The sequence below is a fragment of the Microbacterium phosphatis genome (assembly GCF_049177115.1).
GTDB lineage: Bacteria > Actinomycetota > Actinomycetes > Actinomycetales > Microbacteriaceae > Microbacterium > Microbacterium phosphatis.
In genome coordinates this window covers 782241-808044 of sequence record NZ_CP185370.1, presented here as the reverse complement: position 1 = coordinate 808044, position 25804 = coordinate 782241, and the positions used below count along the sequence as shown (strand labels likewise).

Below are 25804 nucleotides of genomic sequence, written 5' to 3'. Positions count from 1 at the left end.
GCTCCCGGGGGCGGAGCGAGGGGGCGTGGGGCGAGGCGGCGTGGGCGGCTTGGCCGTTTCGACTCGCTTCGCTCGCTCAACGACCGGGGGGGGTGAGCCGGGTGCGGCGGAGGCGCCGGGCGCGGGTAGGGCGGGGGCGGGGTCAGCAGGTGCCGGGCTGCTGGAGGGTCGCGTCGGTCAGCAGGCCCGCGGCGATGTCCACGTCGGCCACGAGCTGGTCGCCGTCGACCGCGACACCCGTCAGGGTCAGGCCGGCCGGCACGCTGTCGGCGAAGCAGACCGGGAAGGCCACGACCTCGGTGCCCACCATCGCGGCGAGCTGATCGAGCGAGAGGGCCACTCCCCCGACCTGCGCGCCGTTCGGCTTCAGCGTGAGGTCGCCGTCGGCGGCGCCGGGGGTGAGCGCGACCTCGATCGGCACGGTCGCCCCGAGGATCGGGAACTCCTTCGCCAGGCGGACATCCGGCTCGTCGAGCGCGATCGTCGCCTCGGCCAGCACCGGCGGCACGTCGGCCCCCGCGAGCAGCGCCTCGAGGTCGGCCGCGTCCAGACGCAGAGTGGCCGTGCCGGGGCCGCCGTCGACGCCGTCGCGGATCGGCACACCCGTCATGCGCACGTCGGCATCGACCGCCAGCTCGCCGAAGGGCACGTCCGACCCCGAGATGCGCAGGTCGTCGAGCGACCCACCGAGCAGCTGCGGCACGACCAGGCCGCCGACCGCCACATCCAGCGGCTGTTCGGCCGGCAGCCCGAGCGAGGTGACGACCTTGTCGCGCACGATGCCCGGCACCAGGCTGCGGGCCACGAGCTCGGCGACCACCGCCAGCACCACCACGACGACGACCGCGCCGATCAGGACCCAGGGCCAGCGCGGGCGCTTCGTGCGGATCGTCGTCGTCGTCATCGTGCGCGTTACATCCGCTCCGGGGCACTGACGCCGAGGAGGCCGAGGCCGTTGCGCAGCACCTGGCCGGTGGCGTCGTTCAGCCAGAGGCGGGTGCGGTGCACGGTCTCGACCGGCGCGTCGCCGAGCGGGGTGACGCGGCAGTTGTCGTACCAGCGGTGGTACAGACCCGCCAGCTCCTCGAGGTAGCGCGCGACGCGATGCGGCTCGCGCACCTCGGCGGCGAAGGCCACGATGCGCGGGAACTCCTGCAGGGCGCCGAGCAGGGCCGACTCCGTCTCGTGCTCGAGCAGCTCGGGCGCGAACTCCGAGCGGTCCACTCCCGCGTCGGCCGCGTTGCGGGCGACATTGTGCGTGCGGGCGTGGGCGTACTGCACGTAGAAGACCGGGTTGTCGTTCGTGCGCTTGCGCAGCAGATCCGGATCCAGATCCAGGGGCGAGTCGGCGGGCGAGCGCTCCAGCGAGTAGCGCAGCGCGTCGGTGCCGATCCACTCGATGATGTCGTCCATCTCGATGATGTTGCCGGCGCGCTTGGAGAGGCGGGCGCCGTTGATCGAGACCATCTGGCCGATCAGCACCTCGATGTTCTTCTCCGGGTCCTCCCCCGCGGCGCCGGCCAGCGCCTTGAGGCGATGCACGTACCCGTGGTGATCGGCGCCGAGCAGGTAGATCTTGTCTGCCCACCCGCGGTCGCTCTTGTTGAGGTAGTACGCGGCGTCGGCGGCGAAGTAGGTGTACTCGCCGTTGGAGCGGCGGATCACGCGGTCCTTGTCGTCGCTGAAGTCGGTCGTGCGCACCCACACGGCGCCGTCCTCGTCGAAGACGTGGCCCTGCGCGCGGAGGCGGTCGACGGCCTGGTCGATGAGGCTCGGCTCGCCGTTCTCGCCCGCGGCGTGCAGCGTGCGCTCCGAGAACCACTCGTCGAAGTGGACGTTGAACGCCTCGAGCGACGCCTGGATCTCGGCGAGCTGGATCGGGTAGGCGACATCGCGTGCGACGAGGATCTGCTCGTCGGCGTCGAGCTCGAGGAGGTCGGGGCGCTCGGCGAGGACCTTGCGGCCGAGCTCGTCGATGTACTCGCCGGAGTACCCGCCCTCGGGCTTCTCCTCGCCCTTGAGCGCGGCGACGATCGAGGCGCCGAAGCGCTCCATCTGCGCGCCGGCGTCGTTGATGTAGTACTCCCGGGCCACGGTCGCGCCGCTGAACGCGAGGACGCGGGCGATGGTGTCGCCGAGCGCCGCCCAGCGGGTGTGGGCGATGTGCAGGGGGCCCGTGGGGTTCGCGCTGACGAACTCGAGGTTGACGGTGTTGCCCGCCTGCGTCTCGTTGCGGCCGTAGTCGGCACCGGCGTCGACGATGGTCTTCGCGAGGGCGCCGGCGGCGCCGGCCTCCAGGCGGATGTTGATGAAGCCGGGGCCCGCCACCTCGACCGAGGCGACGCCGTCGGTGGCGGTGAGGCCGTCGGCGATCTCCTGTGCGAGCTCGCGCGGGTTGGTGCCGAGGCGCTTGGCCAGCTTCATCGCGATGTTCGTGGCCCAGTCGCCGTGGTCGCGGTTGCGGGGACGCTCGAGCGTCACGTCGGCGACGCTCAGACCCAGCTCCTCCTCGGGGCGTCGCCGCGCGGCGATCGGCGTGACGACGGCGAGCAGGGCGGCGGCGAGGGCATCGGGGTTCATAGCGCATCAAGTCTACGGGCGCGGCCTGTCAGGATCCGTCGCTTACGATTCTCCGCATGACGTCCGTGACGCGTCCCCGTCGCACCGCGCTGATCCTCGTTCTCGCGGTGCTCGCCGCCGTGCTCGCGGGAGTCGCCGCCAGCCTGCTGCGCCCGGGCGCCGCTCCGGTGGCCGAGCAGGCGTCCGCCGCCGATCCGGTGGTGCTTCCCGCCGCGATCCACCTGCCCGAGGAGCCGCGCGTGCTCGTCTTCGGCGACTCGTGGACGTACGGCTCCGCGGCGACGCCGATCGAGATGGGCTACGCCTACCGCCTGGCCGACCTGCTGCACGGTGAGACGGTCGTCGACGGCTTCCGGGGCAGCGGCTACATCCGCGTCGATCGTCCCCGCTTCGGCGAGCGCATCGCGGCGCTCGACCCCGCGGCCGACTACGACCTGATCATCCTGCAGGGCTCCATCAACGACCGTCTCACCGACCTCGCGGGCTACCCCGCCGCGGTGAACGCCGCATGGGACCAGCTCGCCGCCACCTACCCGGACGTGCCCGTCGTCGTCCTGGGCCCCGCGCCGCAGGTGCTGCCCGTGCAGGCGGCGACGGCGCGGATCGACCGCCTGCTGGCGTCGCTGGCCGCCCAGCGGCAGTGGTGGTACATCTCTCCCGTGCGGGAGGGATGGATCACGAAGGACAACTACCTCGACGTCATCGACACGAGCGAGGTGGGCGCCGACCACCCCTCGGTCGAGGGCCACGCGTACCTCGCGCAGCGCGTCGCGGACGCCCTCGCCGAGATCACGGATCCCGCCATGACCGTCGAGGCGTCCGAAGAGCGGTCGACCGACTGATACGCTCGACGGGTATGCGCCCGTAGCTCAGTGGATAGAGCATTGGCTTCCGGTGCCAAGGGTCGGGGGTTCGAATCCCTTCGGGCGCACAGAGAGTCACGACTCGGACACGCAGGACCGAGAACGAGACTCGAGCAGACAGGAAGAAGGGCCGCACCGTGAGGTGCGGCCCTTCTTGGTTCAGTGGCGACTGAGGCGCGGGTCTTCCCTTCCGTCCCTTGAAGGGCCGCGCTCACTCAGCCGCCACCGTGCCCGTGGTCCGGCTTTCCCGAGCCGGTCCCCTTCCCTTTCCCATTCCCGTGGGTCTCGTCGGACTTTCCGGGTCCGGACGAGGCGCCATCGCCTCGACCGGAGGATCCGGGTCCCTGATTCTCTGCGGCCGGCTCCGGGGCCTGCTCCGTCTGCGTCTGCTCCGTCGTGACGACGGCCGGCTGCACGGGCTGAACCGGCTCGGGAGCCGTCGGCTCGGCCACGTCGGTCTCGGCGACCTCCACATGCGGCACCGCGACGCGATCCACCGGGGCGGATCCGATCTCCGCTCCCGCGGCCCAGAGGCCCAGGCCGATCGCGGCGACGCCCGCCGTGCCGGCGAGGATCCGCGTGGCGACCATCCGGCGACGCTGGCGGGAGGTGCGGTCGCGCAGGCGCGGCGACACGTCGGCGATCGGGACGATGCGCGTGGTCTGCGCCTCCTCTGCCGCGACCGGGGCCGCGACTGCCATTGCAGCGGCGACCGGAAGCGCCGCCTGTGTGGCGTCGGCGGCGACGTCGTCGACGCTGAGCGCCGACACCCGCTCGGCCACCTGCTGCGCCGTCGGGCGCTCGGCCGGGTCGGTCGCGGTCATCGCGGTCAGCAGCGAGCGCCATCCGTATCCGAAGCCGCTCGGCACCACCGGCGGGGCGTGAAGGCGCGCGATGGCGGCCTCGATGGGCGTGGTCTGCGGGTAGGCGCGGACGCCCGTCAGCGCCTCGATCAGCACAAGCCCAAGCGCGTAGATGTCGGAGGCCGGCGAGGGCTGCGCGCCGCGCGCCTGCTCGGGCGAGAAGTACGCCGCGGTGCCCACCGCCATGCCGGGGGTGGTCAGGCGCGCGCTGTCCATGAGGTACGCGATCCCGAAGTCGGCGAGCATGGCCTGGAAGGGCCGGCCGACCGTCTCGCGCAGAAGCACGTTCGGCGGCTTGATGTCGCGGTGGATGACACCGGCCGTGTGCACCACGTGCAGGGCCTCGGCGAGATCGAGCGCGACGCGAGCGACGTCGTGCGGCGCCATCGGCCCGCGACCGATGCGGTCGGCGAGCGTTCCGCCGCCGACGTACTCCATCGCGAGGTACCCGGATCCGTCCGGCAGCGCGTCGGCGTCGTAGAGCGTCACGAGCGAAGGGTGGCTGAGCGAGGCGAGCAGCCTCGTCTCGGAATCACGACGGAGGCGATCGGCCTCGTTCCCGCTGGCCGCGGAGAAGTGCTTGACCGCAACGGTGCGGCCGAGGAGCTCATCGGTGGCTCGAAAGACCCGACTCATTCCGCCGATTCCGACGAGCTCCTCCAGCCGATAGCGACCTCCCACAAGGTCGCCTTCCGTTACATGACCGGCGCGCGCATCCGGGGTCTGAATCACCCCTGAATCCACCTCTCGGAGCTGCGCCGTTGTCATGGATCCAGCATGCCTTGAGTTGCGATTTCGCCCCCGAGGGTTGACGGATGGGCAAAGGTCATGTAAGGCCCACCTCGGAGGCGTCAGACGAGGAAGATCCCGTCCAGGAGGCCGGGGGTGTGGGCGTGCACCAGCACGAGGAACACGACCGCGTCGAAGAGCAGGTGCACCGTGACGACGTAGCCCAGCGAGCGCGTGCGCAGGAAGATGACGCCCTGCAGCAGCGCGAACGGGATCGTCAGGAGGGGGCCCCACTCGCGATACCCCAGCTCCCACAGGAACGACACGAAGACGGTGGCCTGCAGCACGTTGGCGGCCATGTCCGGCAGGTGCCGTCGCAGCGCCGCGAACACCGTGCAGATGAAGAACAGCTCGTCCCAGATGCCCACCGCCCCGACGCCGACGAACAGCCGCGCGATGAGGTCGGGGGTGTCCACGACGGGCCAGTTCAGATAGACGCCGCTGCTGATGAAGTAGAACGGCAGGATGGTCCAGCCGAGCACGAGGACGGCGGCCAGCCAGCCCCACTGCAGGCGCCCCCAGCGCCCGCCGCCGCGCCACGGGAACCGGATCGCGCGGTCGCGGTAGAAGAATCGCGACAGCACGTACGGCACGGCGACGGCCCCGCCGAGCACCAGCCCGAACTGCACCATCGACCAGTCGTCGAGCCGCGCGGCCAGCGAGATCGAGCTGACGATGCAGAGCCCGATCGCGATGAGCGACAGGTCGCGAACGAGGCCGCGCTCGCGCGCCAGCCCCGCGGGGTCTCGCCGGTCGACAAGCACGGCGACGACGAGTCCTGCGACGAGCAGAGCGAACCCGAGCCAGCGCACCTGCAGCACGAAGAACGCCGGCGCGGCGAGGCAGACGAGCCCCGATGCGGTCAGGACGAGCGGGTCGAGCGCCCGGGTGCTCGCCGTGGCTCCGTGCGCTCTCGCCATGGCCGGATCAGCGGGCGACGCGTCGGTAGGCGAGGTCGCGGATGTCGCGCCCCTTGTTCAGGCCCTTTCGCTCGAACGCCGTCATGACGCGGCCCTCGAATCGCGGCGCCCAGTCGCTGCCGGGATCGGCGGATCCGTCGAACGCGCGCTCGAAGAGCGGGTCGGCATCGAGCACCTCCCGCATCTGCAGCGCGTAGTCCTCCCAGTCGGTGGCCAGACGCAGCACACCGCCGTCGCGGAGGGCGCGAGCCGCCGTGGCCCCGAAGCCCTCCTTGACCAGCCGGCGCTTGTTGTGGCGGGCCTTGTGCCACGGGTCGGGGAAGAACACCCACACCTCGTCGGCCGATGCCTCCGGCAGCAGCGTCTCGAGCACCTCGGGCGCGTTCGCCTCGACGAGGCGGAGGTTCCTCGCGCCGGCGCGATCGGCATCGAGCATCGTGCGGGCGAGGCCCGCGCGGAACACCTCGACGGCGAGGTAGTCGCGATCCGGGTGCGATGCCGCCGCCGAGACGATGGCATGCCCCTGGCCGGATCCGATCTCGACCGTCAGCGGCGCCTCGCGACCGTAGACCTCGGCGGGCACCAGCCGCGCGTCCGGGTGCACGGACGTCGAGGCGACGTCCCGCGGCACGTCGACGGCGTAGAACGGCGCGAGCTCGCTCCACGCGCGGTCCTGCGCCTCGGACATGCGGCCGCTGCGGCGCACGAACGAGACGGGCTGCTTGCGGAAGGTCGACTCGTCCTCCGGCAGATCGCCGGCGGAGGCGTCCACGGTCAGGTCTTCGGGCATCCCCCCAGCGTATTTCAGGGACCTGTGACGAAGTCGATGAGCTCCTCGACCCGCCCGAGCAGCATCGGCTCGATGTCGCGGAAGGTGGTGACCTTCGACAGGATGTGCTGCCAGGCGCGTGCGGTGTCGGCCTGCTCGGCCGACGGCCAGCCCAGGCGCCGGCAGATGCCCTTCTTCCAGTCCTCGCCCTTGGGCACCTCGGGCCACGCCGCGATGCCGACCGACGAGGGCTTCACGCACTGCCAGACGTCGATGAACGGGTGCCCTACGATCCGCATGTGAGCGCCATGCGGGCTCTGCTCGATGGCGCGCGCGATCCGCTGCTCCTTGGAGCCGGGCACGAAGTGGTCCACGAGCACGCCGTACTTCCGCCCCGGCCCGGGCGGCTCGTCGCGCAGCAGGTCCGGCAGCTTGTCGACGCCCTCGAGGAACTCGACGGCGACGCCCTCGACACGCAGGTCGGCTCCCCACACCTTCTCGACCAGCTCCGCGTCGTGCTTGCCCTCGACGAGGATGCGGTGCGGGAGCGCCACACGGGCGCGCTGGTCCTCGACGACGAAGGAGCCGGAGGCGGTGCGGCGCCGGCCCTGCGGCTGGGCCGGCGGGACGACCAGCTCGACGGGCTCGCCGTCGATGAGGAAGCCGCGCCCGATCGGGAACAGGCGCCTGCGCCCCTTCCCGTCCTCGAGCTCGACGGTGCCGCCCTCGCGGCGCGTGATCGCGCCGCAGAACCCATCCCCCGCGACCTCGACGACGATGTCGATCTCGGCCGGCACCTTCGCGACCTGCTTCGCGGCGCGGGACTGCCAGCCCTTCGCGAGCACATCTGAGCCGTATCGATCGTCCATCCTCGAAAGCCTAAGTTCTCGGGCGGCGAACTCCCCTTATGTCCATGCCGCGAGGTGCATAGGATCTCAGCTGAGGCCGTCCGAACCCGGGACGGTTCCGAAGGGGGGCGCGATGGCAGCGCAGGGAACGACGACGTGGCGTGCGATCGCGGCCCTGGGGCTGATCGCGGCATCGATGTGGGTGGGGCCCGCGGCCTTCGCGGCCGACCCGGCGCAGCTCGACCCCGGCTTCGTGACCGACGCGTCCGACGTGCTCACCGACGCGCAGGAGGCCGACGCGAACGCGCGCCTCGAGCAGCTGTCGCAGGCCTCCGCCTACGACCTGTGGGTCGTGTTCGTCGACGACTTCGAGAATCCGGCCGACCGCGTCGACTGGGCCAACCAGACCGCCACTCTCAACGGGCTCGGCATGGACCAGTACCTGCTCGCCGTCGCCACCGACGGCCGTCAGTTCTACATCTCGGCCCCCGAGGGCGGATCCATCTCCGAGGATCGCCTCGTCGAGATCGAGAACGGCATCAGCCCCTTCCTCTCCGCGGAGGACTGGGCCGGGGCCGTCGACGCCGCCGCAGACGGGTTCGAGGGCGCTGGCTCGGCCGCGGGCGGCGGATCGGCCGCGCCCTGGGTGATCGGCGGAGTCGTCGTGGCCGGCGGCGCGGGCCTCGCGTATGCGATGTCGCGCCGGCGCAAGGCGCGGGCCGGCGGGCCCGAGGCGGGCGCCGGCGAGCCCGAGGTCGACACCGAGGAGCTCTCGCGTCGGGCCTCGTCTGCGCTCGTGGCGACCGACGACGCGGTGCGCGCGAGCGAGCAGGAGCTCGGGTTCGCGGTCGCCGAGTTCGGCGAGGAGCCCACCGGCGAGTTCTCGAGGTCTCTGCAGGAGGCCAAGGCGAATCTCACCCGGGCGTTCGAGCTGAAGCAGCGCCTCGATGACCACGAGAAGGACACCGAGCAGGAGATCCGGGCGTGGAACGCCGAGATCCTGAGCCTGTGCGAGGAGGCCAACCGCATCCTCGAGGAGAAGGCCGCCGCCTTCGCCGAGCTGCGCCACATCGAGCAGGACGCCCCGACCGCCCTCGGCGAGGCCCAGCGCCGCCGGGCGTCGGCCCAGGATCGGCCCGAGCGCGTCGCGGCGGCCCTCGCGGGACTGCAGCAGGACTACGCGCCGGAGGAGATCGCGGTCGTCGCCGACAACCCCGCGCAGATCGAGGCGCGTCTCGCGTTCGCCGACGAGCAGCTCGCGAAGGCCCAGTCGGAGGTCGGGGCGGGCGACGGCGCCGGAGCCGCGATCGCGATCCGCGCGGCCGAGCAGGCCATCGCCCAGTCGGCCGAGCTCGAGAAGGCCGTCACCGACCTCGCCCAGACGCTCGGCGCCGCCGAGCAGCAGGCGGCCGCGCTGGTCGCCGAGCTCGATCAGGATCTCGCCCAGGCCCGCGCGCTCCCGCCCGCGGCCGAGATCTCGGCCGCCGTGGCCGCCACCGAGCAGGCCGTCGCCCAGGCCAAGCACAACCTCGCCGGATCGGCCCGCAGCCCGCAGACGCTGCTCGCGGCGCTCCAGGAGGCCAACGCCCGGATCGACGGCGTGGTCGGCAACGCGCAGCGCGCGCTCCAGATGCTCGGGCAGACGCTGCTGCAGGCGCGAAGCCAGGTCACAGGCGCCGAGGAGTACATCGCGTCGCGTCGCGGCGCCGTGGGCGCCACCGCCCGCACCCGCCTCGCCGAGGCGGCGGCCGAGCTCTCGCGCGCCGAGTCGCTGCAGCAGTCCGATCCGGCGCAGGCCCTGCAGCGAGCCCAGCGCGCGCTGCAGCTCGCGTCCGAGGCGAGCCGCCTCGCACAGGCCGATGTGCAGTCCTCCGAGTGGGGCGGCGGCATGGGCGGCGGGCTCGGCGGCGGCATGCTCGGCGGGCGCGGAGGCCTCGGCGGCGGCGGCATGGTCGATGGCATCGTGGGCGGCATCATCGGCGGCCTCATCAGCGGCGGCGGGTCGCGCGGCTCCAGCGGATGGGGCGGCGGCATGGGCGGCGGATTCGGCGGCATGCGCGGCGGCGGATCGCGCGGCGGATTCGGCGGCTCACGCGGCGGCGGATTCGGCGGCGGCCGCAGCGGTCGCCGCGGTGGCGGACGCTTCTGATGCGACGCGGCACGACCCTCGGGGCCGTCCTGCTGGCGGGCGCCCTCGCCCTGGCCCCGCTCGCCGCGCACGCGGCGCAGCCCGACGAGCTCGAGAGCGGCCACCTGACCGATGCGTCCGGCGTGCTGTCGGCGTCCGAGGAGCGCGACCTCGAGGCGCGGCTCACCGCACTCGCCGAGAAGCGCGACCGTCCCGAGCTCTTCGTCGTCTTCGTCGACGACTTCGAGAGCCCGTCCGACGCGGCCCAGTGGGCCGACCGGACGGCCGAGCGCAACAACCTCGGCGACGACCAGTACCTCCTCGCCGTCGCGACCGAGGGCCGGGCGCTCGCCATCTCGTACGACGATGCCGGTCCCCTCTCCGAGGACCGGGTCCTCGAGATCGAGGAGGGCCTCGGATCCGGATACCTCGCGGACGACGACTGGACGGGCGGCGTCGCGTACGTGGCCGCCGAGTTCGACGAGGTGCCGCTGCCGTGGTGGGTCTGGGCGCTCGGGATCGTGGCGTTCGCCGGCCTGATCTACGTCATCACGCTGGTCGTGAAGCTGAGCCGTCGCAAGGCGGCGCTCGCGCTCGAGCTGCGCACGCTCGACGGGCAGAGGAAGCGGGCGGCCGTCACCCTGGTGCGGGCCGACGAGGCGCTGCGCACCAGCGAGCAGGAGCTGGGGTTCGTCACGGCCGAGTTCGGCGACGAGGCCACGGCCGAGCTCCAGGCCGTGCTCGCCGAGGGCCGCACCGCCCTCGACCGGGCCTTCGAGCTGCAGGCGCTGCTCGAGGACGCGACCGAGGACACCCCCTCCGACACCCGCAAGTGGACCGACGAGATCCGCGCCCTGTGCGCCCAGGTGGATCGTTCGCTGAACGACCCGCGCCGGCAGCTCGCCGAACTGCGCGGCGTGGCGAAGGACTCGGCCGCCACGCTCGCGCGGCTGACCAAGGCGCGCGCCGAGGCCGGCGAGCTGGTCGCGGTCGCCGACGGCCGGATCGCGCCCCTGCGCGCCACCGTCGCCCCCGAGCGTCTGGCGGGCATCGCGGACGACCCCGACGAGATGCGGGAGCGACTCGCCCACGCCGACGAGTGGCTGGCGAGGCTGAAGGAGGCCGCCGCGCGAGGCCGCGCCACCGCGATCGTCACCGCGGTGCGCGAGATCGAGCGCGACCTGGCCGAGGTGAGGCAGCTGCACACCGCCGTGACGACCTTCGCGGCCGCGGAGGCCGCCGATGCGTCCGCTGCCGCCGGCTCCCCCGCGGCCGTCGCCGATCCCGCCGGCGGGGCCCTCCCCTCGTTCGCCCGGACGACCCTCGCGGTCACCGGCGACCGCGACATCGACCGCGTCGCCGCCGCCCTGCGCGTCGCCGAGAACTCGGTCGCGGCCCGTGCCGGCCAGCTGACGGCGCAGACGCTGGCCAAGCTCACCGCGGCGCAGAAGTCTCTCGAGCTCGCCCGCACCTCCCCCGACCCCGAGACGAAGGCCACGCACGTCCGCGCCGCCCTGGCCCTGGCCGACCAGGTGCAGGTGGCGGCCGGTGTCCGCTCGGCGTCGTGGCCCGACCCCGCTCGCGGCGGCGGCCACCGTCGGCCCCTGCGGACCTCGGCCGCCGCGTCCGATGACGACGGCATGGGCGCCAAGGCCGGGATCGGCGCGGTCAGCGGCGGGGCGATCGGGCTGTTCAGCGGCCTCGGCGTCGCGAGCGGCCAGGACGGGGCGGCCGGCGCCATCGTGCTGTTCGTCCTCGGCGGCGCTGTGCTGGGCGCGCTGTCCGGAGCGTTCGGCGGGGGCGACGGGTCCTCGGGGTCCTCGTCCGGCTGGGGCGGGTCGTCGCGCTCGCGCAGCTCGTTCCGCAGCGGATCCTCTCGCTCGTCCTCCGGCCGAAGCCGCTCATCGGGCGGCGGAGGACGCTCGTCCGGGGGTGGTCGTCGCTTCTAGACTCACCACAAGCCCTCGTTTCCAACTCGTTGTAACCACGCCGACGAAAGGCACATCATGGCAAAGCAGTCCATCTTCGGGCGCATCTCGACGCTCGTGAAGGCGAACATCAACGCCATCCTCGACCAGGCCGAGGACCCGGAGAAGATGCTCGACCAGCTGGTGCGGGACTACACCAACAACATCGCCGACGCCGAGGCCGCGATCGCCGAGACCATCGGCAACCTGCGTCTGCTCGAGCGCGACCACGCCGAGGACAAGCAGGCCGCGATCGAGTGGGGCAACAAGGCCCTCGCCGCCAGCCGCAAGGCCGACGAGCTGCGTGCCTCGGGTGACGCCGTCGACGCCGACAAGTTCGACAACCTCGCCAAGGTCGCCCTGCAGCGCCAGATCTCGGCCGAGAACGAGGTCCGCACGACCGCCCCGCAGCTCGCCTCGCAGAACGAGGTCGTCGAGAAGCTCAAGGCCGGCCTGAACGGCATGAAGTACAAGCTCGAGGAGCTGCGCGGCAAGCGCAGCGAGCTGCTGGCCCGCCAGAAGACCGCCGAGGCGCAGACCAAGGTGCACGACGCCGTCAAGTCGATCGACGTGATGGACCCGACGAGCGACCTCGGCCGCTTCGAGGAGAAGGTGCGCCGCGTCGAGGCCCGCGCCGCCGGCCAGCAGGAGCTCGCCGCGTCGACGCTCGACGCGCAGTTCGAGAGCCTGGACGACCTGGGTGAGCTGACCGAGGTCGAGGCCCGCCTCGCCGAGCTCAAGGCGGGCGGCACCCCGCAGGGCCAGCTCGGCTCCTGACGCCCGTCACGGACGACGCCCGCTCCCCTCGGGGGCGGGCGTCGTCGTGTTCCCGGACGCCGCCCGGCGCGCCCGGCTGACCCCGCCCGCGCAGGATCCGGGGCAGGATGAGACACATGGCTCGGTTCGTCGTGGTGCCGCAATGGCAGGGATCCCCGTCCTCGCGCGCGATGGCGCACATCGACGGGGCGGAGGCGATCGCGGGCGACCTGCCGCGCTCGGCGTGCACCTTCGTCGAGGTGCCCCTCGAGGCGGGCGAGCCGCTCGGCACCGGTGTGCTCCGTGCGAGCGCCCTGCTGCGCACGCGCGTGGCCCTGGCCTCCGCTCTCGAGGCGGTCGAGACCCCCGCGATCGTGGTGGGCGGCGACTGCTCGGTGTCGGTGGGGGCGATCGGCCAGGTCGCGGGCGAGGCCGACGGGCCGCTCGCGGTGCTGTGGTTCGACGCGCACGCCGACCTGCACACGCCCGACACCTCCCCCAGCGGCGCCTACGCGGGGATGGCCCTGCGCGCGGTGCTCGGAGAGGGCGCCGAGGGCCTCTGCCTCGCCACCGGCGTCATCGACCCGGCGCACGTGGTGCTGGCCGGGGTGCGCATGCTGGACCCTGAGGAGGACGAGCACCTCGCCGCCTCGGCGATCACCTCGTTCGCCCCGTCCGACCTCACCGACCCGCGGGCCCTCGCCGACGCCGTCGCGGCGACCGGGGCCGCGCGCGTCTACGTCCACGTCGATCTGGATGTGCTCGACCCGGCGGAGATCACCGGGGTGTCCTCGGCCGAGCCGTTCGGCATGACCCCCGCGCAGGTGGTCGCCGCGATCGGCGCCGTGCGCGCGCGGGTGCCGCTGGCCGGGGCGACCATCGCCGGCTTCACGCCCCAGACGCCCGCGGCCGCCGTGGAGGACATGGGCGCGATCCTCCGTCTCATCGGATCGCTCGCGTGACCGGCGAGAAGACGACTCTGGCGTCCCTGCACCCCCACGCCGAGCTCGGCGGGCTGCCGCCGTCGATCCGGACCCGTGCGGAGCGCGCGCTGCGCATCGGCGACAGGATCGACCGATTCATCCCGGCGGTCCTGCAGGATTCCCCGGTGAGTCTCGTCGGCTACTGGTGGGGCACGGCCGTCGGATGGGTCTGGGGGTCGCTCTGGAGCACGGGGGCGGTCGAGCGCCGCCACGGCCTCTGGGTCTTCCGGGGGCTGCCGTCGTGGGCGTTCCCGCGCGGAGGCGTGTGCGTCGGGGGCTGCTTCCTCACCGGCGACGCCGCGCCCAGCGAGGCGGTGCTGCGGCACGAGGCCGTCCACCGGACGCAGTGGCGCCGGTACGGCTTCCTGATGCCGTTCCTCTACCTGCTCGCCGGACGCGATCCCCTGCGAAACCGGTTCGAGATCGCCGCGGGCCTGCGCGCGGGCGGCTACGTCAGGCGCTGAGGCCGAGCGAGCGGAGATACCGCTCTGGCGCGTGGATGCGCTCGGGCGCAACGGCGAGGCGCTCGATGAGGTGGTCGGCGATGTCGGCCGTGCCGAGGAATCCCCCGAGCAGGTCGATGCGGGTCTCGTCGTCCTCCGTGCACAGCATCTCGTCGGCCCAGGCCGTCACGGCGCGGGTGAGCGCCGCGCCCGGGGCGCAGGCGCGACCCGTGCCGGGGTCGCCGGTGCGGGCCGAGCGGTCGAGCCAGGCGACGACCATACGTGGCGGCGCGCTGACCTGAGAGACCCACGAGGCGTCCGGGACCTCGATGAAGACGCGACCGGTCGCGCAGATCGGAAGCGTCGCCAGCAGCGTCTCGAGATCGACCAGCGACTGCTCGTCGGCGGTGATCAGGTGCTGCACGCGCGTGTGGCGCGACGCGCGGCACGCGGAGTCGCTGTGCTCGGCGGCGGGCGCGGTGCGAGAGATCTGGACGGACGTCATGGTGCCTCCAGTGTACGCGCTGATGAGGCTTGCCTTACCTACCCCAGCGCATTCCCACGCTCCGCTCTCAGGCGAGCGGCGGCACCGGGTAGCGCCCGGCGATCACAACGCGGTTGAAGGCGTTGATCGAGATCGCGAGCCAGCTCACCCCGAGATACTCCTTCTCGCTGAGCACGGCGCCCACGCGGTCATACACCTCGTCGGAGATCCCGCCCCGGTGGATGAAGGTGTGCGCCTCCGCCAGCTCGAGCGCCGCTCGCTCGCGCTCGCTGAACACCCCCGACTCGCGCCACACCGGCAGCTGGGACATCACGTCACTCGAGATTCCCGCGGCGACCGCGCGGTCGTGGTGCACGCGGGTGCAGTAGGCGCAGCCGTTGAGCTGCGAGCAGTGCATCAGCACCAGCTCCTTCAGGCGGTCATCCACGCCGTTGTCACGCGCGATGCGGCCGACCTCCCGTGAGAAGGCATCGAGCGCCTTGTAGGCCTCGGGCTCGGACTTCGAGAGGTGGACGCGCTCCTGGCTCATGAGGCCACCCTACCGACCCGGATCGCCCCGGGGACGGCCCCCGCCGAAAGGGCTCGGGATCAGTGTGCACTTTTACTCAGTCCTAGACAGATACTTCTGCACATAAAACGCGTGCCCATTTTGTGCACTTTGATCCGCGATTTCCTGCCGCACCCCTGAGCGCGGCACAATGTCACCGTGACCGAGAGCACCGCACCCGCGACGACGCCCGTCGGCGATCCCCGCGACGAGTTCTCGTTCCTGCCCGGCCAGGCGGGCCGCTTCGGCGTCGCCCTTCCGCCGACCGTCCGACTCACCCTGACCGGCGAGCGCGCGCTCAGCGCCGTCCGCTTCGGCGAGGGCCGCCCGCGGGTGGTCCTGCTGCACGGCGCGGGTCTGAATGCCCACACGTGGGACAACACGGCGCTGGTGCTCGGCCGTCCGGTGCTGGCGCTCGATCTGCCCGGCCACGGCGACTCCGGCTGGCGCGAGGACGCCGACTACCGGCCGCGCACGCTCGCGGCCGACGTGGTGCGCGCGATCGAGTCCTGGGCCGAGGCGCCGGCGGTGCTCGTGGGCCACTCGCTCGGCGGTCTGACCGCCGCGGCCGTCGCGGCCGCACGGCCCGACCTCGTCGCCGCCCTGATCCTCGTCGACATCACGCCCGGTGCCGCCGGGGGAAGCGGCTCGGCCGAGCTGCGCCGGTTCTACGAGGTCACCGACTTCCCCTCCCGCGAGGCCGTCGTCGAGCACGCGACCGCGTTCGGCCTGGGCGGATCCCCCGAGGACTCCCGCCGCGGCGTCTTCCACAACACCCGCGTGCGCGAGGACGGCCGTGTGGAGTGGAAGCACCACTTCGCCCGGCTCGCCCAGCAGGCGCTGCCGGATGGGGCAGGGCGCGCCGCCGCGCCGGTCGTCGACGACAGCGCCTGGGCGGATCTCTCGGCGGTCGAGGCCCCGGTGACCCTGGTGCGCGGCACCCGCGGCTTCGTCGACGACGCGGCCGCCGCCGACTTCTCCGCTCGCCTCCCCGAGGCGGGCGTCGCGACGATCGACGCGCCTCACAACATCCAGGAGGTCGCGCCGGCCGAGCTCGCCGCGCGCATCGCCTCCGTCCTGCAGACTCTCCCGACTGACCCGAACTCCGCGGACGCCGACACCGCCGCCGCAGACCCGAAAGCGGAGACCCGCTGATCCGGCGATCCGCACGGCGCGACCCGCGTCATCCGCTCCGAAAGGACACCATGCCCACTCTCTCCACCGTCTTGCGCCGTGCGGCCGTCGCCGCGCTGGCGATCGGCGCGGTCGCGCTCGCGGGCTGCACGCCGACCCAGGGCGACGGCGCCGGCACCGGCAAGGCCGACCCGGACGCCACGCTGCGCGTCGGCCTGGTGCTGGAGCCGGGGAACCTCGACATCCGCCACACGACGGGCGCCGCGCTCGAGCAGATCCTCCTCGACAACGTGTACGAGGGGCTCGTCACCCGCACGCCGCAGAACGAGATCGCCCCGGGGCTCGCCTCCGACTACACGATCTCGCCCGATGGCCTCACCTACACCTTCACGCTGCACGAGGGCGTCGTCTTCCACGGGGGCGGTGCGCTCACCGCCTCGGACGTCGTCACGTCGTACGAGGCGGTCCGCACCGACGCCTCCATCAACGGCAACGCGCAGTTCGCGCACGTGACGGCGGTCACCGCGCCCGACGAGAAGACCGTCGTCCTCACCCTGGACGCCCCCGACCAGAACCTGCTGTTCTCCCTCACCGGCCCCGCCGGCATCGTCTTCGACGAGGGCGACACCACCGACATGAAGGTCGCCGCCAACGGCACCGGGCCGTTCACCCTCGAGAGCTGGACGCAGGGCGACGGCATCGCGCTCGCCCGCTTCGCCGACTACTGGGGCGAGAAGACGCAGGTCGCCGCCGTGGACGTGGCCTACATCCCCGACTACACCGCGGGCGTGAACGCCGCACTGGACGGCAGCCTCGACGTGCTCACCGCCGTGCTGCCGGAGCTCTCCTCGCAGCTCGACGGTCAGGCCGGCTTCACGCTCGCCCAGGGCAAGTCGACCGACAAGGGCACCGTCGCCTTCAACAACGCGGTCGCTCCCCTGGACGACAAGCGCGTGCGCGAGGCGCTCCGACTGGCCGTGGACCACGAGGCTTTCGCCGAGACCCTCGGCGGGGCCGTGACGCAGTTCGGCCCGATCCCCGCCCTCGACCCGGGCTACGAGGACCTCTCCGACGTCGCGCCGTACGACCCGGAGCGCGCCAAGGAGCTCCTCGCGGAGGCGGGGCAGAAGGACCTCGAGCTGACGCTCACGATCCCGAGCCACTACTCGACGACGATCCCGACGTTCCTCGTCTCGGCGTACCACGACATCGGGGTCGAGCTGAAGGTGAACACCGTCGAGTTCCCGACGTGGATCGAGGACGTCTACACGAACCACGACTACGAGCTGAGCTTCGTGCTGCACGTCGAGCCCCGCGACTTCTCGAACTTCGCCAACCCCGCCTACTACTTCGGCTACGACAACGCCGAGGTGCAGACGCTGTACGCCGAAGCGATGGCCACGCTCGATGCCGACGAGTCTGCCGAGCTGCTCGCCGAGGCCGCCCGCATCGTCTCCGAGGACCACGCGGCCGACTGGCTGTACACGGTGGAGCCCATCACCGCGATCGGCGATCACGTGAAGGGCTTCCCGACGGACTCGACCAACTCGCGCCTCGACCTGTCGGCCGTCAGCGTCCTGGGCTGATCGCGGTCTGAATGCTCCGCTACCTGCTCACGCGGCTCGCCCTCCTGCTGGTGGGCCTGTTCGTCGCGAGCGCGATCATCTTCCTGGTGCTCCGGATCCTTCCGGGTGACGTCGCGCAGATGATTGTCGGCACACAGGGCTCGGTCGATCAGGTCGAGCGGATCCGCGAGCAGCTCGGGCTGGACCAGCCCCTGCTGGCGCAGTACCTCGGGTGGATCGGCGGGGTGCTGCGCGGCGATCTCGGGTCGTCGCTGCTCACCGGATCGCCCGTGTCCGAGCAGCTGTGGCAGAAGGCGCAGGTGACGGTGCCGCTGGGCATGATGGCGATGATCGTGGCGCTGCTCATCGCGGTGCCGTTCGGTGTGCTCTCGGCCCTGCGCCGCGGGCGCGCCGACGGGACGGCGATCAGCGTCGTCTCGCAGGGCCTGGCCGCCGTGCCGGCCCTGTGGGCGGGCATGATGCTGGTCGTCGTCTTCGCGGTGATGCTGGGCTGGTTCCCGGCGCAGGGCTTTCCCCGCTCGGGCTGGTCGACCCCTGATCGCGCCCTGCGCGCCCTGATCCTGCCCGCGGTCACCATCGGGGTGATCGAGGGCGCGATGCTGCTGCGCTTCGTCCGCAGCGCCACCCTGCAGGCCGTCGGCCAGGACTTCGTCCGCACGGGCGCCGCCAAGGGGCTCACCCGCACCCAGGCGCTGATCCGGCACGGCCTGCCGTCGGTGGGCCTGTCGATCGTCACGGTGATGGGCCTGCAGGTCGCCGGGATCGTGGTCGGGGCGGTCGTGATCGAACAGGTCTTCAACCTGCCCGGCATCGGCCGGATGCTGGCCGCGGACGTGGGATCGCGCGACCTCACGATGGTGCAGGGCGAGCTGCTGGTGCTCACCGGCTTCGTGCTGCTGATCGGCTTCGTGGTCGACCTCGTCCATCACGCGATCGACCCCCGTCAGCGGGAGGCCGCATGAGCACGCTGACCCGCCTGTGGCGCCTCGGGACCGGCCGCTTCGGACTCGTCGTGATGGCGGTGATCCTGGTGACCGCACTCGTGTCGCTGGTGTGGACCCCGTTCGATCCGAAGTCCGTCGACGTGACGGCTCGGTGGGCGCTTCCCGGCTGGCCGCACCTGCTCGGCACCGACGGCACCGGCCGCGACATCCTGAGCCTGCTGATGACCGGCGCGCGCACCACCGTGCTGGTCGCGGTGGGTGCCGGCATCGTCTCGACGGTCATCGGGGTGCTGCTCGCCGCGTTCGGCGCCCTCACGCCGCGCTGGACGCGCGAGGCGGTCGCCGTGCTCATCGACATCCTCATCGCCTTCCCCGTGCTGCTGATCGCGATGATGATCTCGGCCGTCTGGGGCGGGTCGCTCTGGGTCGTGGTGTGGTCGGTGGGCATCGGCTTCGGCGTCAGCATCGCCCGCGTCACACGACCCGAGCTGCGACGGGTGCGCGGCAGCGACTACGTGCTCGCCGGCCGGGCAGCCGGCCTCACCCCCCTGCAGAATCTGCGGGTGCACCTGCTGCCCAACGTCGCCCCGGTCTTCATCGTGCAGCTGTCGTGGTCGATGGCGGTCGCCGTGCTCGCCGAGGCGGGCCTGTCGTTCCTCGGTTTCGGCGCCTCGGTGACCGAGCCGTCGTGGGGGCTGCTGCTGGCCGAGCTGCAGAAGTACCTGCAGGTCCACCCGCTGTCCGTCGTCTGGCCCGGGCTGGCGATCACGGCGACGGTGCTCGCCCTCAACCTGCTCGGCGACGCGCTGCGGGAGGCGACGGATCCGACGCTGCGGGGCCGCAGCCACGGCCCGAAGGCCATCGCGCACACGACCCCGGGGGTGGTGGCATGACCCTCGAGGTGACCGACCTCGTCGTCGAGATCGACGGACGCCACGTCGTCGACCACGTCTCGTTCGCGGTGCCCTCCGGCGCGCGGGTGGGCCTGATCGGCGAATCCGGATCCGGCAAGTCGCTCACCGCGCTCGCGATCCTGGGCCTGCTGCCGGAGGGTGCGCGGGTGCGCGGGTCGATCCGCTGGAACGGCCGTGAGCTCATCGGCCTGCGCGACCGCGACCTCGCCGCGCTGCGCGGGGACGAGATCGGGATGGTGTTCCAGGAGCCGCAGACGGCGCTCAACCCCATCCGCACGGTCGGGCGTCAGATCGCCGAGTCTGTGCGGATCCACCACGATGTCTCCCGCGCCGAGGCGCGCCGCATCGCGGTGGATGAGGCCCGCCGCGTGATGCTGCCGGATCCGGAGGCGCTGGTGAAGCGCTACCCGCATCAGCTGTCGGGCGGCCAGCGGCAGCGCGTCGCCATCGCGATGGCCCTCGCCTGCGAACCGCGCCTGCTGATCGCCGACGAGCCCACCACGGCGCTCGACGTGACCATCCAGGCCGAGATCCTGCAGCTGCTGCTGGGGCTCGTCTCCGACGGGGGCATGTCGCTGGTCTTCATCACCCACGACCTCGCCGTCCTCTCTCAGGTCGCCACGCACGGTGTGGTGCTCGAGCACGGCCGCGTGGTCGAGAGCGGCGCCATCTCGCAGCTGCTCACGGCCCCCGCGCACCCCGTGACGCAGGGTCTGCTGCGTGATGCCACCGCGACCCTCTGGAGGCCGGGATCATGATCACCGCCTCGGGCCTGACCCGCCGCTACGCCCTCCCCCGCGAGACCCTCTTCGCCCCGCGGCGCGAGACGACCGCCCTGGCGCCCACCGACCTCGAGATCGCCGAGGGCTCGGCTCTCGGCGTCATCGGCGAGTCCGGATCGGGGAAGTCCACCCTCATCCGGCTGCTGCTGGGGCTCGACACCCCGACCGCGGGGACCGTGATGTTCCAGGGGCGCCGGGTCGACGCCACAGCGCGGGCGCGCTCGCTGCACTGGCTGCGCCGGGAGACGGGTGTCGTCTTCCAGGACCCGTATGCCTCGCTCGACCCGCGGATGACGATCGAGCGGATCATCGCGGAGCCCCTCTGGGCGCTCGGCATCCCCGGCGACCACGCGGCGCGGGTGCGCGAGGTGCTGATGGACGTCGGGCTCGAGCCCGAGATGGCGGCGCGCCACCCCCACGAGTTCTCGGGGGGCCAGCGCCAGCGCATCGCCCTGGCCCGCGCCATCGCCCATCGCCCGAAGGTGCTGGTCGGCGACGAGCCGCTCTCGGCCCTCGACGTCACCGTGCGCGCCCAGATCCTGGAGCTGCTCGCCTCGCTGCGCGAGAAGGGCGGGCTGACCCTGATCCTGGTCTCGCACGACATCGGCGTTGTGCAGTCGCTGTGCGACACCGTCGCCGTGATGAAGGACGGCGACATCGTCGAGCGCGGCGCGACGACCGACGTGCTGCTGCGACCCCAGCACGCGTACACGCGGAGGCTGCTCGCCGCGGTGCCCACGATCCCCGGTCCGTGATCGACCACGGGCGCCTTCGCCGAGAGCGAAGCGACAGCGGGTGCGCAGAGCACGAATGTCAACTATGGTTGACGCCATGACCGAGACCCTGCAGGCCGCGGACGACGGCGAGCCGATCCCCGCGCTGTTCCGGATCGCCGAGCAGCGCCGTCTCCTGAACCGCGAGGAGGAGGCCCAGGTGCGACGTGCCCGGGTGCAGGGTTTCTCCTGGGAGGCCATCGCCACCGCGCTCGGGATCAGCAAGCAGGCGGCTCACAAGAAGTACGGCAGAAAATGAACGAGATGTCCGAGACACGCGCCCGCCGCTCACCGTTCGCCCGCCCCACGAAGGACGACGGGCCGCGCGCGACCCTGAAGCAGCTGCTGCCGTTCATCTTCGAGCACAAGAAGGTGCTTGTGTGGGTGTCGGTGCTGAGCGTGCTCGCCGCGCTCACCACCCTGGCGCAGCCGCTGCTGATCGGCCAGGTCATCGAGCGCGTGCAGAGCGGCGAGACCCTCGGGATCCTCGTCTGGGCGCTCGTCGCGTTCGTCGTCGTGTCGTCGGCGATCAGCGCCTACCAGCACTTCCTGCTGCAGCGCACGGGCACCGCGGTGGTGCTCTCCAGCCGCCGGCGCCTGATCGCGCGGATCCTGCACCTGCCGATCTCCGAGTTCGACGCCCGCCGCACCGGCGACCTCGTCTCCCGCGTGGGCACCGACACGACCATGCTCTACGCGGTGCTGACCCAGGGCCTGGCCGACAGCGTCGGCAGCGTGCTGATCTTCCTGGGCGCGCTGATCGCGATGCTCGTGATCGATCCGGTGCTGCTGCTGTCGATCATCGGGGTGCTCGCGCTCAGCGTCATCGCCGTTGTCTCGCTGAGCGGCCGGATGCGCCGCGCCACCTCCCGCCAGCAGGCCCGCGTGGGTGAGCTGACCAGCGGCATCGAGCGGGCCATCGGCGCCGTGCGCACGATCCGCGCCTCCGGAGCGACCGCCCGCGAGGAGCGCGCGGTGACCTCGAAGGCCACCGAGGCGTACGAGGCCGGCGTCGAGGTCGCCAAGGCCTCCGCCCTGGTCGTGCCGATCGCGGGCGTCGCCCTCCAGGCCTCGATGCTCGTGGTGCTGGGTGTCGGCGGCATGCGCGTCGCCTCGGGCGCCGTGGCGATCTCGAGCCTCGTGACCTTCGTGATGTTCCTGCTGCTGCTGGTCATGCCCCTGGGCCAGGCGTTCGGCGCGATCTCGAGCGTCGGGCAGGCGCTCGGGGCGCTCGGGCGCATCCAGGAGGTGCTCGACCTCCCGACCGAGGACGCCGCCGACCCGGATCCGGCCCCCGCCGCGCCCGTCGCGGGCGCCCCGGCCGTCGCGTTCCGCGACGTGCGGTTCCGCTACCCCGAGGCCGCCGTCGCCGCACGCGCGCAGGCCGAGAGCGAGGCGCACGTGCCCCTCGACGAGGCCACCACGGCCGACGACGTGCTGCGAGGCGTCACCTTCGATGTCCCGCGCGGCACCCGCGTCGCACTCGTGGGCCCGAGCGGAGCCGGCAAGTCGACGATCCTGTCGCTGCTCGAGCGGTTCTACGACCCCACCGCCGGCCGCATCGAGATCGACGGCCAGGACGCCCGCTCGCTCTCGCGGGACGACCTGCGCGCCCGCTTCGGCTACGTCGAGCAGGACGCCCCCACCCTCGCGGGCACCATCGCCGACAACCTGCGTCTCGCCTCCCCGGACGCCTCCGACGCCGACTGCGAGCGGGTGCTGCGCGCGGTGAACCTCGGCAGCGTCATCGACCGCTCCCCGCTCGGTGTGGACACCCCCGTCGGAGAGGACGGCGTGATGCTCTCCGGCGGCGAGCGCCAGCGCCTCGCGATCGCCCGCGCCCTGCTCGCGGCCCCGCCGATCCTGCTGCTCGACGAGTCGACGTCGTCGCTCGACGGCCTCAACGAGCAGCTCATGCGCGACGCGATCGACGCCGTCGCCGAGGGCCGCACGCTGCTGGTGATCGCCCACCGCCTCTCGACCGTGATCGACAGCGACCGGATCGTGGTGCTCGATCGGGGCGAGGTCGTCGGCCAGGGCACCCACAGCGAGCTCGTCGCCTCGACGCCGCTGTACCGCGATCTCGCGCGGCACCAGCTGCTGGTGTGAGCAAGACTGGTCTGGTGACCAGCGAAGCCGTGCAGTTCCCCTCGACGTCCGGCCCCCTGCTCGCGGGGGTGATCGAGATCCCCGAGGGCCCCGTCAAGGGCTGGGGCGTGTTCAGCCACGGCCTGACCCTGGGCAAGGACAGCCCCGCGGCGTCGCGCATCTCGAAGGGCCTGGCCGCCGCGGGGATCGGGATGCTGCGCTTCGACAATCTCGGGCTGGCGGACTCGGGCGGCGACTGGGCCGACTCGTCGTTCTCGCTGAAGGTGGCCGACACCGTCGCCGCCACCCGGTTCCTGGCCGAGCGCGGCGCCCCCGCGTCGCTGCTGGTGGGCCACTCGTTCGGCGGCGCCGCGGTGCTCGCGGCGGCCGAGCAGTGCCCGGATGTCACGGCGATCGCGACCGTGGGCGCGCCGTACGAGCCGAAACACGCCGAGCACAACTTCCAGGAGATCGCCGAGCTCGTGATGGACCAGGGCGAGGCCGAATGGCGCATCGGCGGGCGGGAGCTCACCCTGCGCCGCGGGTTCATCGACGACCTGCGCGCCACCGACCTGCCCGAGGTGATCGGCCGGCTGCGCAAGCCGCTGCTGATCCTGCACGACCCCGACGACACCATGGTGCCCATCACCAACGCGCAGGAGATCTTCTTCGAGGCCACCCACCCGCGCAGCTTCATCGACCTCGACGGCGCCGGCCACTTCCTCACCGGCAAGGGCCACGCCGCCCGCGCCGCCCGGATCATCGCGGCCTGGGCCGAGAGCTACCTGCCGGCCACTGCCTGACGGGGTGGCGCCCGCCGGACGCCACCCCGCCCCGGTTCAGCCGGCCCGGTTCGGGCCGCCCGAGCTCGGCTTGCAGGCGAAGCTGTCCGCCGACTCGGTGTCGCCGCCGACATAGCGCGCGACCAGCGGGTACATGCACAGCGGCCGCGTGCGGTCGGGCGCCCAGTCGGCGGGGACCTCCGGGTTCACCCCGCCGGGGTTGCCCGCGCCGCGCGCCGAGGCGATGAGGCGCTCGGGCGCGGCGCCCTTCTCGACCCAGTCGACGATCGCGCCGAGCCCGTCGAACTGGTCGGTCGCCCGGCCGCCGCTGACGTGGCCCATGCCCGGCACCTCGAAGTACCGCACGAACTGCTCGGCCTTGTTGCGGTGAGCCTTGTCGAGCGCGTCGAACCAGCGGGCCGTGTCGTCGACGCTGAACACGGCGTCCGAGGCGCCGTGCACAACGATCATCTTCCCGCCGCTGTCGCGGAGCTCGTCCAGACGCGTCGGGTCCGGCGGCGTCATGAACTCCATGGGGCTCTCGCCCCCGATCCCCTCCTGATGGATCCCGGCGGCCTTGGCATCGATGTCGAGCGTCAGCGCGTACTGGCGGATGTCGGCCAGGATCGCGGGGCTCTCCGGGGTCGGCGAGAAGACGAAGCCCACCGCCATCGGATCCAGCAGGGCGCTGAGCGTGAGCTCCCACGTCGCCCAGTCCCCGTTGGCGATGCCGGCGTCGAACGGGAACGACGGATAGATCGGTGTGCCGTCGCTGGTCCTGGCCCCCGCGAACACGGTCGCGATGACATCCTTCTGCGCCCGCGTGAGGCACGAGCCGTCGCGTTCGTCGTCGCAGGTGGGCACGTCGCGCTGCACATCGAAGAACTTCTGGCAGCGCGCGCTGTCGGCCACGATCCCGTCCACCAGGCGGTCGATCCCGTCGCAGCGCTCGAGGATCGCCGCGGCGACGGTCCGGCGCTCGGCCGCGGTGAACGCGGTCTGCAGATCGCCGGCGGTGGTCGCCACGGTGTTCCACTGCTGCGCGCCCCACACCTGGGACACCGCGGCCTGAGGAAGGTCGAAGCCCGGTGCGACGGCGAGGAACCCGTTGTACTCGTCGGCGTATCGGGCCGCCGCCACCATGGTGTGGCGACCGCCGTTGGATCCGCCGGCGAAGTAGGACGTGTCGGGCTGACGCCCGTATGCGGCCTCGATCAGCGCCTTCGCCATGGGCGTCAGCGTGCCGACCGCCTGGTAGCCGTAGTCGAGCCGGGCCTGCGGGTCGAGACCGAACAGCGGGTTCTGCGCGCCGTTGTGCCCCGCATCGGAGCTCAGCACCGCGAAGCCCTGCTGGAGCCCGCTTCGCAGCTGGCCACCCGTGATCGACCCGAACGCGGGGGCGACCGAGCCGTCCATGCCGCCGTTGCCCTGGTGCAGGAAGCGCCCGGACCAGTCGAGCGGGAGCCTCATCTCGAAGCCGATGGCGTACGCCTGCCCGTCGACCTCGCTGACGCGCTCGTTCATCCGCCCCTGCACGAGGCAGTGCTCGCCGACCGGAGCGCCCGCATGGGTCCCCTCGCCGGCGGGGACGACGCGCACATGGGTGATCGTGGTCGCCGCGAAGGCGAAGTCGGCGAGCGAGGCGCACTCGAGAAGCGTGCCGGGGGTCGCGGGGGCGACGACATGGTCGGTCGGCGGCGCCGCCAGGGCGCTCGTCGGGGCCGAGAGCAGCAGGGCGGATGCGGCGGCCAGTGCCGCCAGTCCGCCCGTTCGAAGCCGTTTCATCAGGGGTTTCCTCCTCATCGAGGTCGCGCCCGCCTCGTTGCGGACGTCGTCTGCG

24 protein-coding genes and 1 tRNA gene are annotated in these 25804 nt (G+C 72.5%); 16 read left to right on the top strand and 9 right to left on the bottom strand.

The genetic code is table 11. The features are described from left to right. Window positions 1–142 precede the first annotated feature (142 nt). Window positions 143–904, bottom strand: a complete 762-nt coding sequence (locus ACOKGD_RS03795) for an LmeA family phospholipid-binding protein (RefSeq protein ID WP_342336695.1) — start codon at window positions 902–904, stop codon at window positions 143–145. 8 nt (window positions 905–912) lie between these two features. Next, on the bottom strand, window positions 913–2580 hold the full coding sequence (gene argS, locus ACOKGD_RS03790) for an arginine--tRNA ligase (protein WP_342336696.1): 1668 nt from the start codon (window positions 2578–2580) through the stop codon (window positions 913–915). Window positions 2581–2636: 56 nt separating this feature from the next. Between argS and ACOKGD_RS03785 the strand changes: the two genes are divergently transcribed. After that, entirely contained in the window at window positions 2637–3422 is a 786-nt protein-coding gene (locus ACOKGD_RS03785) for an SGNH/GDSL hydrolase family protein (RefSeq protein ID WP_342336697.1), read from the top strand. A 16-nt stretch (window positions 3423–3438) separates the two neighbouring features. Beyond that, window positions 3439–3511 (top strand) — tRNA-Arg (locus ACOKGD_RS03780). A gap of 147 nt (window positions 3512–3658) precedes the next feature. On the opposite strand, the gene ACOKGD_RS03775 is transcribed toward ACOKGD_RS03780, so the two are convergent. The 4 genes from ACOKGD_RS03775 to ACOKGD_RS03760 form a co-directional block, all read right to left on the bottom strand. Continuing rightward, window positions 3659–5074, bottom strand: coding sequence for a serine/threonine-protein kinase (locus ACOKGD_RS03775; RefSeq protein WP_421355082.1), 1416 nt, complete (start codon window positions 5072–5074; stop codon window positions 3659–3661). Between the two features lie 83 nt (window positions 5075–5157). Then, window positions 5158–6015, bottom strand: a complete 858-nt coding sequence (locus tag ACOKGD_RS03770; RefSeq protein WP_342336698.1) for a CPBP family intramembrane glutamic endopeptidase — start codon at window positions 6013–6015, stop codon at window positions 5158–5160. A gap of 7 nt (window positions 6016–6022) precedes the next feature. Continuing rightward, a complete protein-coding gene (gene trmB / locus ACOKGD_RS03765) occupies window positions 6023–6805 on the bottom strand; it encodes a tRNA (guanosine(46)-N7)-methyltransferase TrmB (protein ID WP_342336699.1) in 783 nt (260 codons plus the stop codon). A 14-nt stretch (window positions 6806–6819) separates the two neighbouring features. After that, the gene (locus tag ACOKGD_RS03760) at window positions 6820–7653 is read right to left on the bottom strand and encodes a DUF3097 domain-containing protein (RefSeq protein ID WP_342336700.1); all 834 of its coding nucleotides are present in this window, start codon (window positions 7651–7653) and stop codon (window positions 6820–6822) included. 112 nt (window positions 7654–7765) lie between these two features. Here ACOKGD_RS03760 and ACOKGD_RS03755 point away from each other — a divergent pair, with 112 nt between their 5' ends. From ACOKGD_RS03755 to ACOKGD_RS03735, 5 genes are all read left to right on the top strand, one after another. Beyond that, a complete protein-coding gene (locus ACOKGD_RS03755; protein ID WP_342336701.1) occupies window positions 7766–9781 on the top strand; it encodes a TPM domain-containing protein in 2016 nt (671 codons plus the stop codon). Next, window positions 9781–11709 carry a TPM domain-containing protein gene (locus tag ACOKGD_RS03750; RefSeq protein ID WP_342336702.1) on the top strand — a complete coding sequence of 643 codons (1929 nt, stop codon included), beginning with the start codon at window positions 9781–9783 and terminating at the stop codon, window positions 11707–11709. The genes ACOKGD_RS03755 and ACOKGD_RS03750 overlap by 1 nt, the downstream gene beginning before the upstream one ends. Window positions 11710–11766: 57 nt before the next feature. Next, window positions 11767–12504: a PspA/IM30 family protein gene (locus ACOKGD_RS03745; RefSeq protein ID WP_342336703.1), complete on the top strand. Its 738-nt coding sequence runs from the start codon at window positions 11767–11769 to the stop codon at window positions 12502–12504. Window positions 12505–12620: 116 nt separating this feature from the next. Continuing rightward, window positions 12621–13445 carry an arginase family protein gene (locus ACOKGD_RS03740; RefSeq protein ID WP_342336704.1) on the top strand — a complete coding sequence of 275 codons (825 nt, stop codon included), beginning with the start codon at window positions 12621–12623 and terminating at the stop codon, window positions 13443–13445. Between the two features lie 95 nt (window positions 13446–13540). Beyond that, on the top strand, window positions 13541–13930 hold the full coding sequence (locus ACOKGD_RS03735) for a Fe-S oxidoreductase (RefSeq protein WP_342337161.1): 390 nt from the start codon (window positions 13541–13543) through the stop codon (window positions 13928–13930). Here ACOKGD_RS03735 and ACOKGD_RS03730 read toward each other — a convergent pair. Together ACOKGD_RS03730 and ACOKGD_RS03725 are read right to left on the bottom strand one after the other, a co-directional pair. Then, window positions 13920–14414 (bottom strand): SIP domain-containing protein, encoded by a 495-nt coding sequence (locus tag ACOKGD_RS03730; protein WP_342336705.1) that lies wholly within the window; start codon window positions 14412–14414, stop codon window positions 13920–13922. The two genes, ACOKGD_RS03735 and ACOKGD_RS03730, sit on opposite strands and share 11 nt — an antisense overlap. Before the next feature lie 67 nt (window positions 14415–14481). Continuing rightward, window positions 14482–14943: a carboxymuconolactone decarboxylase family protein gene (locus tag ACOKGD_RS03725; protein ID WP_342336706.1), complete on the bottom strand. Its 462-nt coding sequence runs from the start codon at window positions 14941–14943 to the stop codon at window positions 14482–14484. A 177-nt stretch (window positions 14944–15120) separates the two neighbouring features. On the opposite strand from ACOKGD_RS03725, the gene ACOKGD_RS03720 reads away from it, so the two are divergent. From ACOKGD_RS03720 to ACOKGD_RS03680, 9 genes are all read left to right on the top strand, one after another. Further along, window positions 15121–16116, top strand: coding sequence for an alpha/beta fold hydrolase (locus tag ACOKGD_RS03720; RefSeq protein ID WP_342336707.1), 996 nt, complete (start codon window positions 15121–15123; stop codon window positions 16114–16116). A gap of 50 nt (window positions 16117–16166) precedes the next feature. Further along, the gene (locus ACOKGD_RS03715; protein WP_342336708.1) at window positions 16167–17681 is read left to right on the top strand and encodes an ABC transporter substrate-binding protein; all 1515 of its coding nucleotides are present in this window, start codon (window positions 16167–16169) and stop codon (window positions 17679–17681) included. 11 nt (window positions 17682–17692) lie between these two features. Continuing rightward, window positions 17693–18643, top strand: a complete 951-nt coding sequence (locus ACOKGD_RS03710) for an ABC transporter permease (RefSeq protein ID WP_342336709.1) — start codon at window positions 17693–17695, stop codon at window positions 18641–18643. Next, window positions 18640–19518 carry an ABC transporter permease gene (locus ACOKGD_RS03705; protein WP_342336710.1) on the top strand — a complete coding sequence of 293 codons (879 nt, stop codon included), beginning with the start codon at window positions 18640–18642 and terminating at the stop codon, window positions 19516–19518. The genes ACOKGD_RS03710 and ACOKGD_RS03705 overlap by 4 nt, the downstream gene beginning before the upstream one ends. Further along, window positions 19515–20297, top strand: coding sequence for an ABC transporter ATP-binding protein (locus ACOKGD_RS03700; protein WP_342336711.1), 783 nt, complete (start codon window positions 19515–19517; stop codon window positions 20295–20297). Before ACOKGD_RS03705 ends, ACOKGD_RS03700 begins: the two co-directional genes overlap by 4 nt. Beyond that, entirely contained in the window at window positions 20294–21076 is a 783-nt protein-coding gene (locus ACOKGD_RS03695) for an ABC transporter ATP-binding protein (RefSeq protein WP_342336712.1), read from the top strand. The genes ACOKGD_RS03700 and ACOKGD_RS03695 overlap by 4 nt, the downstream gene beginning before the upstream one ends. Before the next feature lie 76 nt (window positions 21077–21152). Continuing rightward, window positions 21153–21353, top strand: a complete 201-nt coding sequence (locus tag ACOKGD_RS03690; protein ID WP_421355081.1) for an AsnC family protein — start codon at window positions 21153–21155, stop codon at window positions 21351–21353. Beyond that, window positions 21350–23203 carry an ABC transporter ATP-binding protein gene (locus ACOKGD_RS03685; RefSeq protein ID WP_342336715.1) on the top strand — a complete coding sequence of 618 codons (1854 nt, stop codon included), beginning with the start codon at window positions 21350–21352 and terminating at the stop codon, window positions 23201–23203. Before ACOKGD_RS03690 ends, ACOKGD_RS03685 begins: the two co-directional genes overlap by 4 nt. 11 nt (window positions 23204–23214) lie before the next feature. After that, window positions 23215–23985 carry an alpha/beta hydrolase family protein gene (locus ACOKGD_RS03680; protein ID WP_342337162.1) on the top strand — a complete coding sequence of 257 codons (771 nt, stop codon included), beginning with the start codon at window positions 23215–23217 and terminating at the stop codon, window positions 23983–23985. 36 nt (window positions 23986–24021) lie between these two features. Here the strand turns inward: ACOKGD_RS03680 and ACOKGD_RS03675 are convergent, their stop codons facing one another. Then, window positions 24022–25749 (bottom strand): tannase/feruloyl esterase family alpha/beta hydrolase, encoded by a 1728-nt coding sequence (locus ACOKGD_RS03675; RefSeq protein WP_342336717.1) that lies wholly within the window; start codon window positions 25747–25749, stop codon window positions 24022–24024. Between the last annotated feature and the right edge of the window lie 55 nt (window positions 25750–25804).

Bases quoted from the DNA above. Each gene is read 5' to 3' on its own strand.
- ACOKGD_RS03795 (WP_342336695.1), bottom strand. From the start codon at position 904: ATGACGACGACGACGATCCGCACGAAGCGCCCGCGCTGGCCCTGGGTC.
- argS (WP_342336696.1), bottom strand. From the start codon at position 2,580: ATGAACCCCGATGCCCTCGCCGCCGCCCTGCTCGCCGTCGTCACGCCG.
- ACOKGD_RS03785 (WP_342336697.1), top strand. From the start codon at position 2,637: ATGACGTCCGTGACGCGTCCCCGTCGCACCGCGCTGATCCTCGTTCTC.
- ACOKGD_RS03775 (WP_421355082.1), bottom strand. From the start codon at position 5,074: ATGACAACGGCGCAGCTCCGAGAGGTGGATTCAGGGGTGATTCAGACC.
- ACOKGD_RS03770 (WP_342336698.1), bottom strand. From the start codon at position 6,015: ATGGCGAGAGCGCACGGAGCCACGGCGAGCACCCGGGCGCTCGACCCG.
- trmB (WP_342336699.1), bottom strand. From the start codon at position 6,805: ATGCCCGAAGACCTGACCGTGGACGCCTCCGCCGGCGATCTGCCGGAG.
- ACOKGD_RS03760 (WP_342336700.1), bottom strand. From the start codon at position 7,653: ATGGACGATCGATACGGCTCAGATGTGCTCGCGAAGGGCTGGCAGTCC.
- ACOKGD_RS03755 (WP_342336701.1), top strand. From the start codon at position 7,766: ATGGCAGCGCAGGGAACGACGACGTGGCGTGCGATCGCGGCCCTGGGG.
- ACOKGD_RS03750 (WP_342336702.1), top strand. From the start codon at position 9,781: ATGCGACGCGGCACGACCCTCGGGGCCGTCCTGCTGGCGGGCGCCCTC.
- ACOKGD_RS03745 (WP_342336703.1), top strand. From the start codon at position 11,767: ATGGCAAAGCAGTCCATCTTCGGGCGCATCTCGACGCTCGTGAAGGCG.
- ACOKGD_RS03740 (WP_342336704.1), top strand. From the start codon at position 12,621: ATGGCTCGGTTCGTCGTGGTGCCGCAATGGCAGGGATCCCCGTCCTCG.
- ACOKGD_RS03730 (WP_342336705.1), bottom strand. From the start codon at position 14,414: ATGACGTCCGTCCAGATCTCTCGCACCGCGCCCGCCGCCGAGCACAGC.
- ACOKGD_RS03725 (WP_342336706.1), bottom strand. From the start codon at position 14,943: ATGAGCCAGGAGCGCGTCCACCTCTCGAAGTCCGAGCCCGAGGCCTAC.
- ACOKGD_RS03715 (WP_342336708.1), top strand. From the start codon at position 16,167: ATGCCCACTCTCTCCACCGTCTTGCGCCGTGCGGCCGTCGCCGCGCTG.
- ACOKGD_RS03710 (WP_342336709.1), top strand. From the start codon at position 17,693: ATGCTCCGCTACCTGCTCACGCGGCTCGCCCTCCTGCTGGTGGGCCTG.
- ACOKGD_RS03705 (WP_342336710.1), top strand. From the start codon at position 18,640: ATGAGCACGCTGACCCGCCTGTGGCGCCTCGGGACCGGCCGCTTCGGA.
- ACOKGD_RS03700 (WP_342336711.1), top strand. From the start codon at position 19,515: ATGACCCTCGAGGTGACCGACCTCGTCGTCGAGATCGACGGACGCCAC.
- ACOKGD_RS03695 (WP_342336712.1), top strand. From the start codon at position 20,294: ATGATCACCGCCTCGGGCCTGACCCGCCGCTACGCCCTCCCCCGCGAG.
- ACOKGD_RS03690 (WP_421355081.1), top strand. From the start codon at position 21,153: ATGACCGAGACCCTGCAGGCCGCGGACGACGGCGAGCCGATCCCCGCG.
- ACOKGD_RS03685 (WP_342336715.1), top strand. From the start codon at position 21,350: ATGAACGAGATGTCCGAGACACGCGCCCGCCGCTCACCGTTCGCCCGC.
- ACOKGD_RS03675 (WP_342336717.1), bottom strand. From the start codon at position 25,749: ATGAAACGGCTTCGAACGGGCGGACTGGCGGCACTGGCCGCCGCATCC.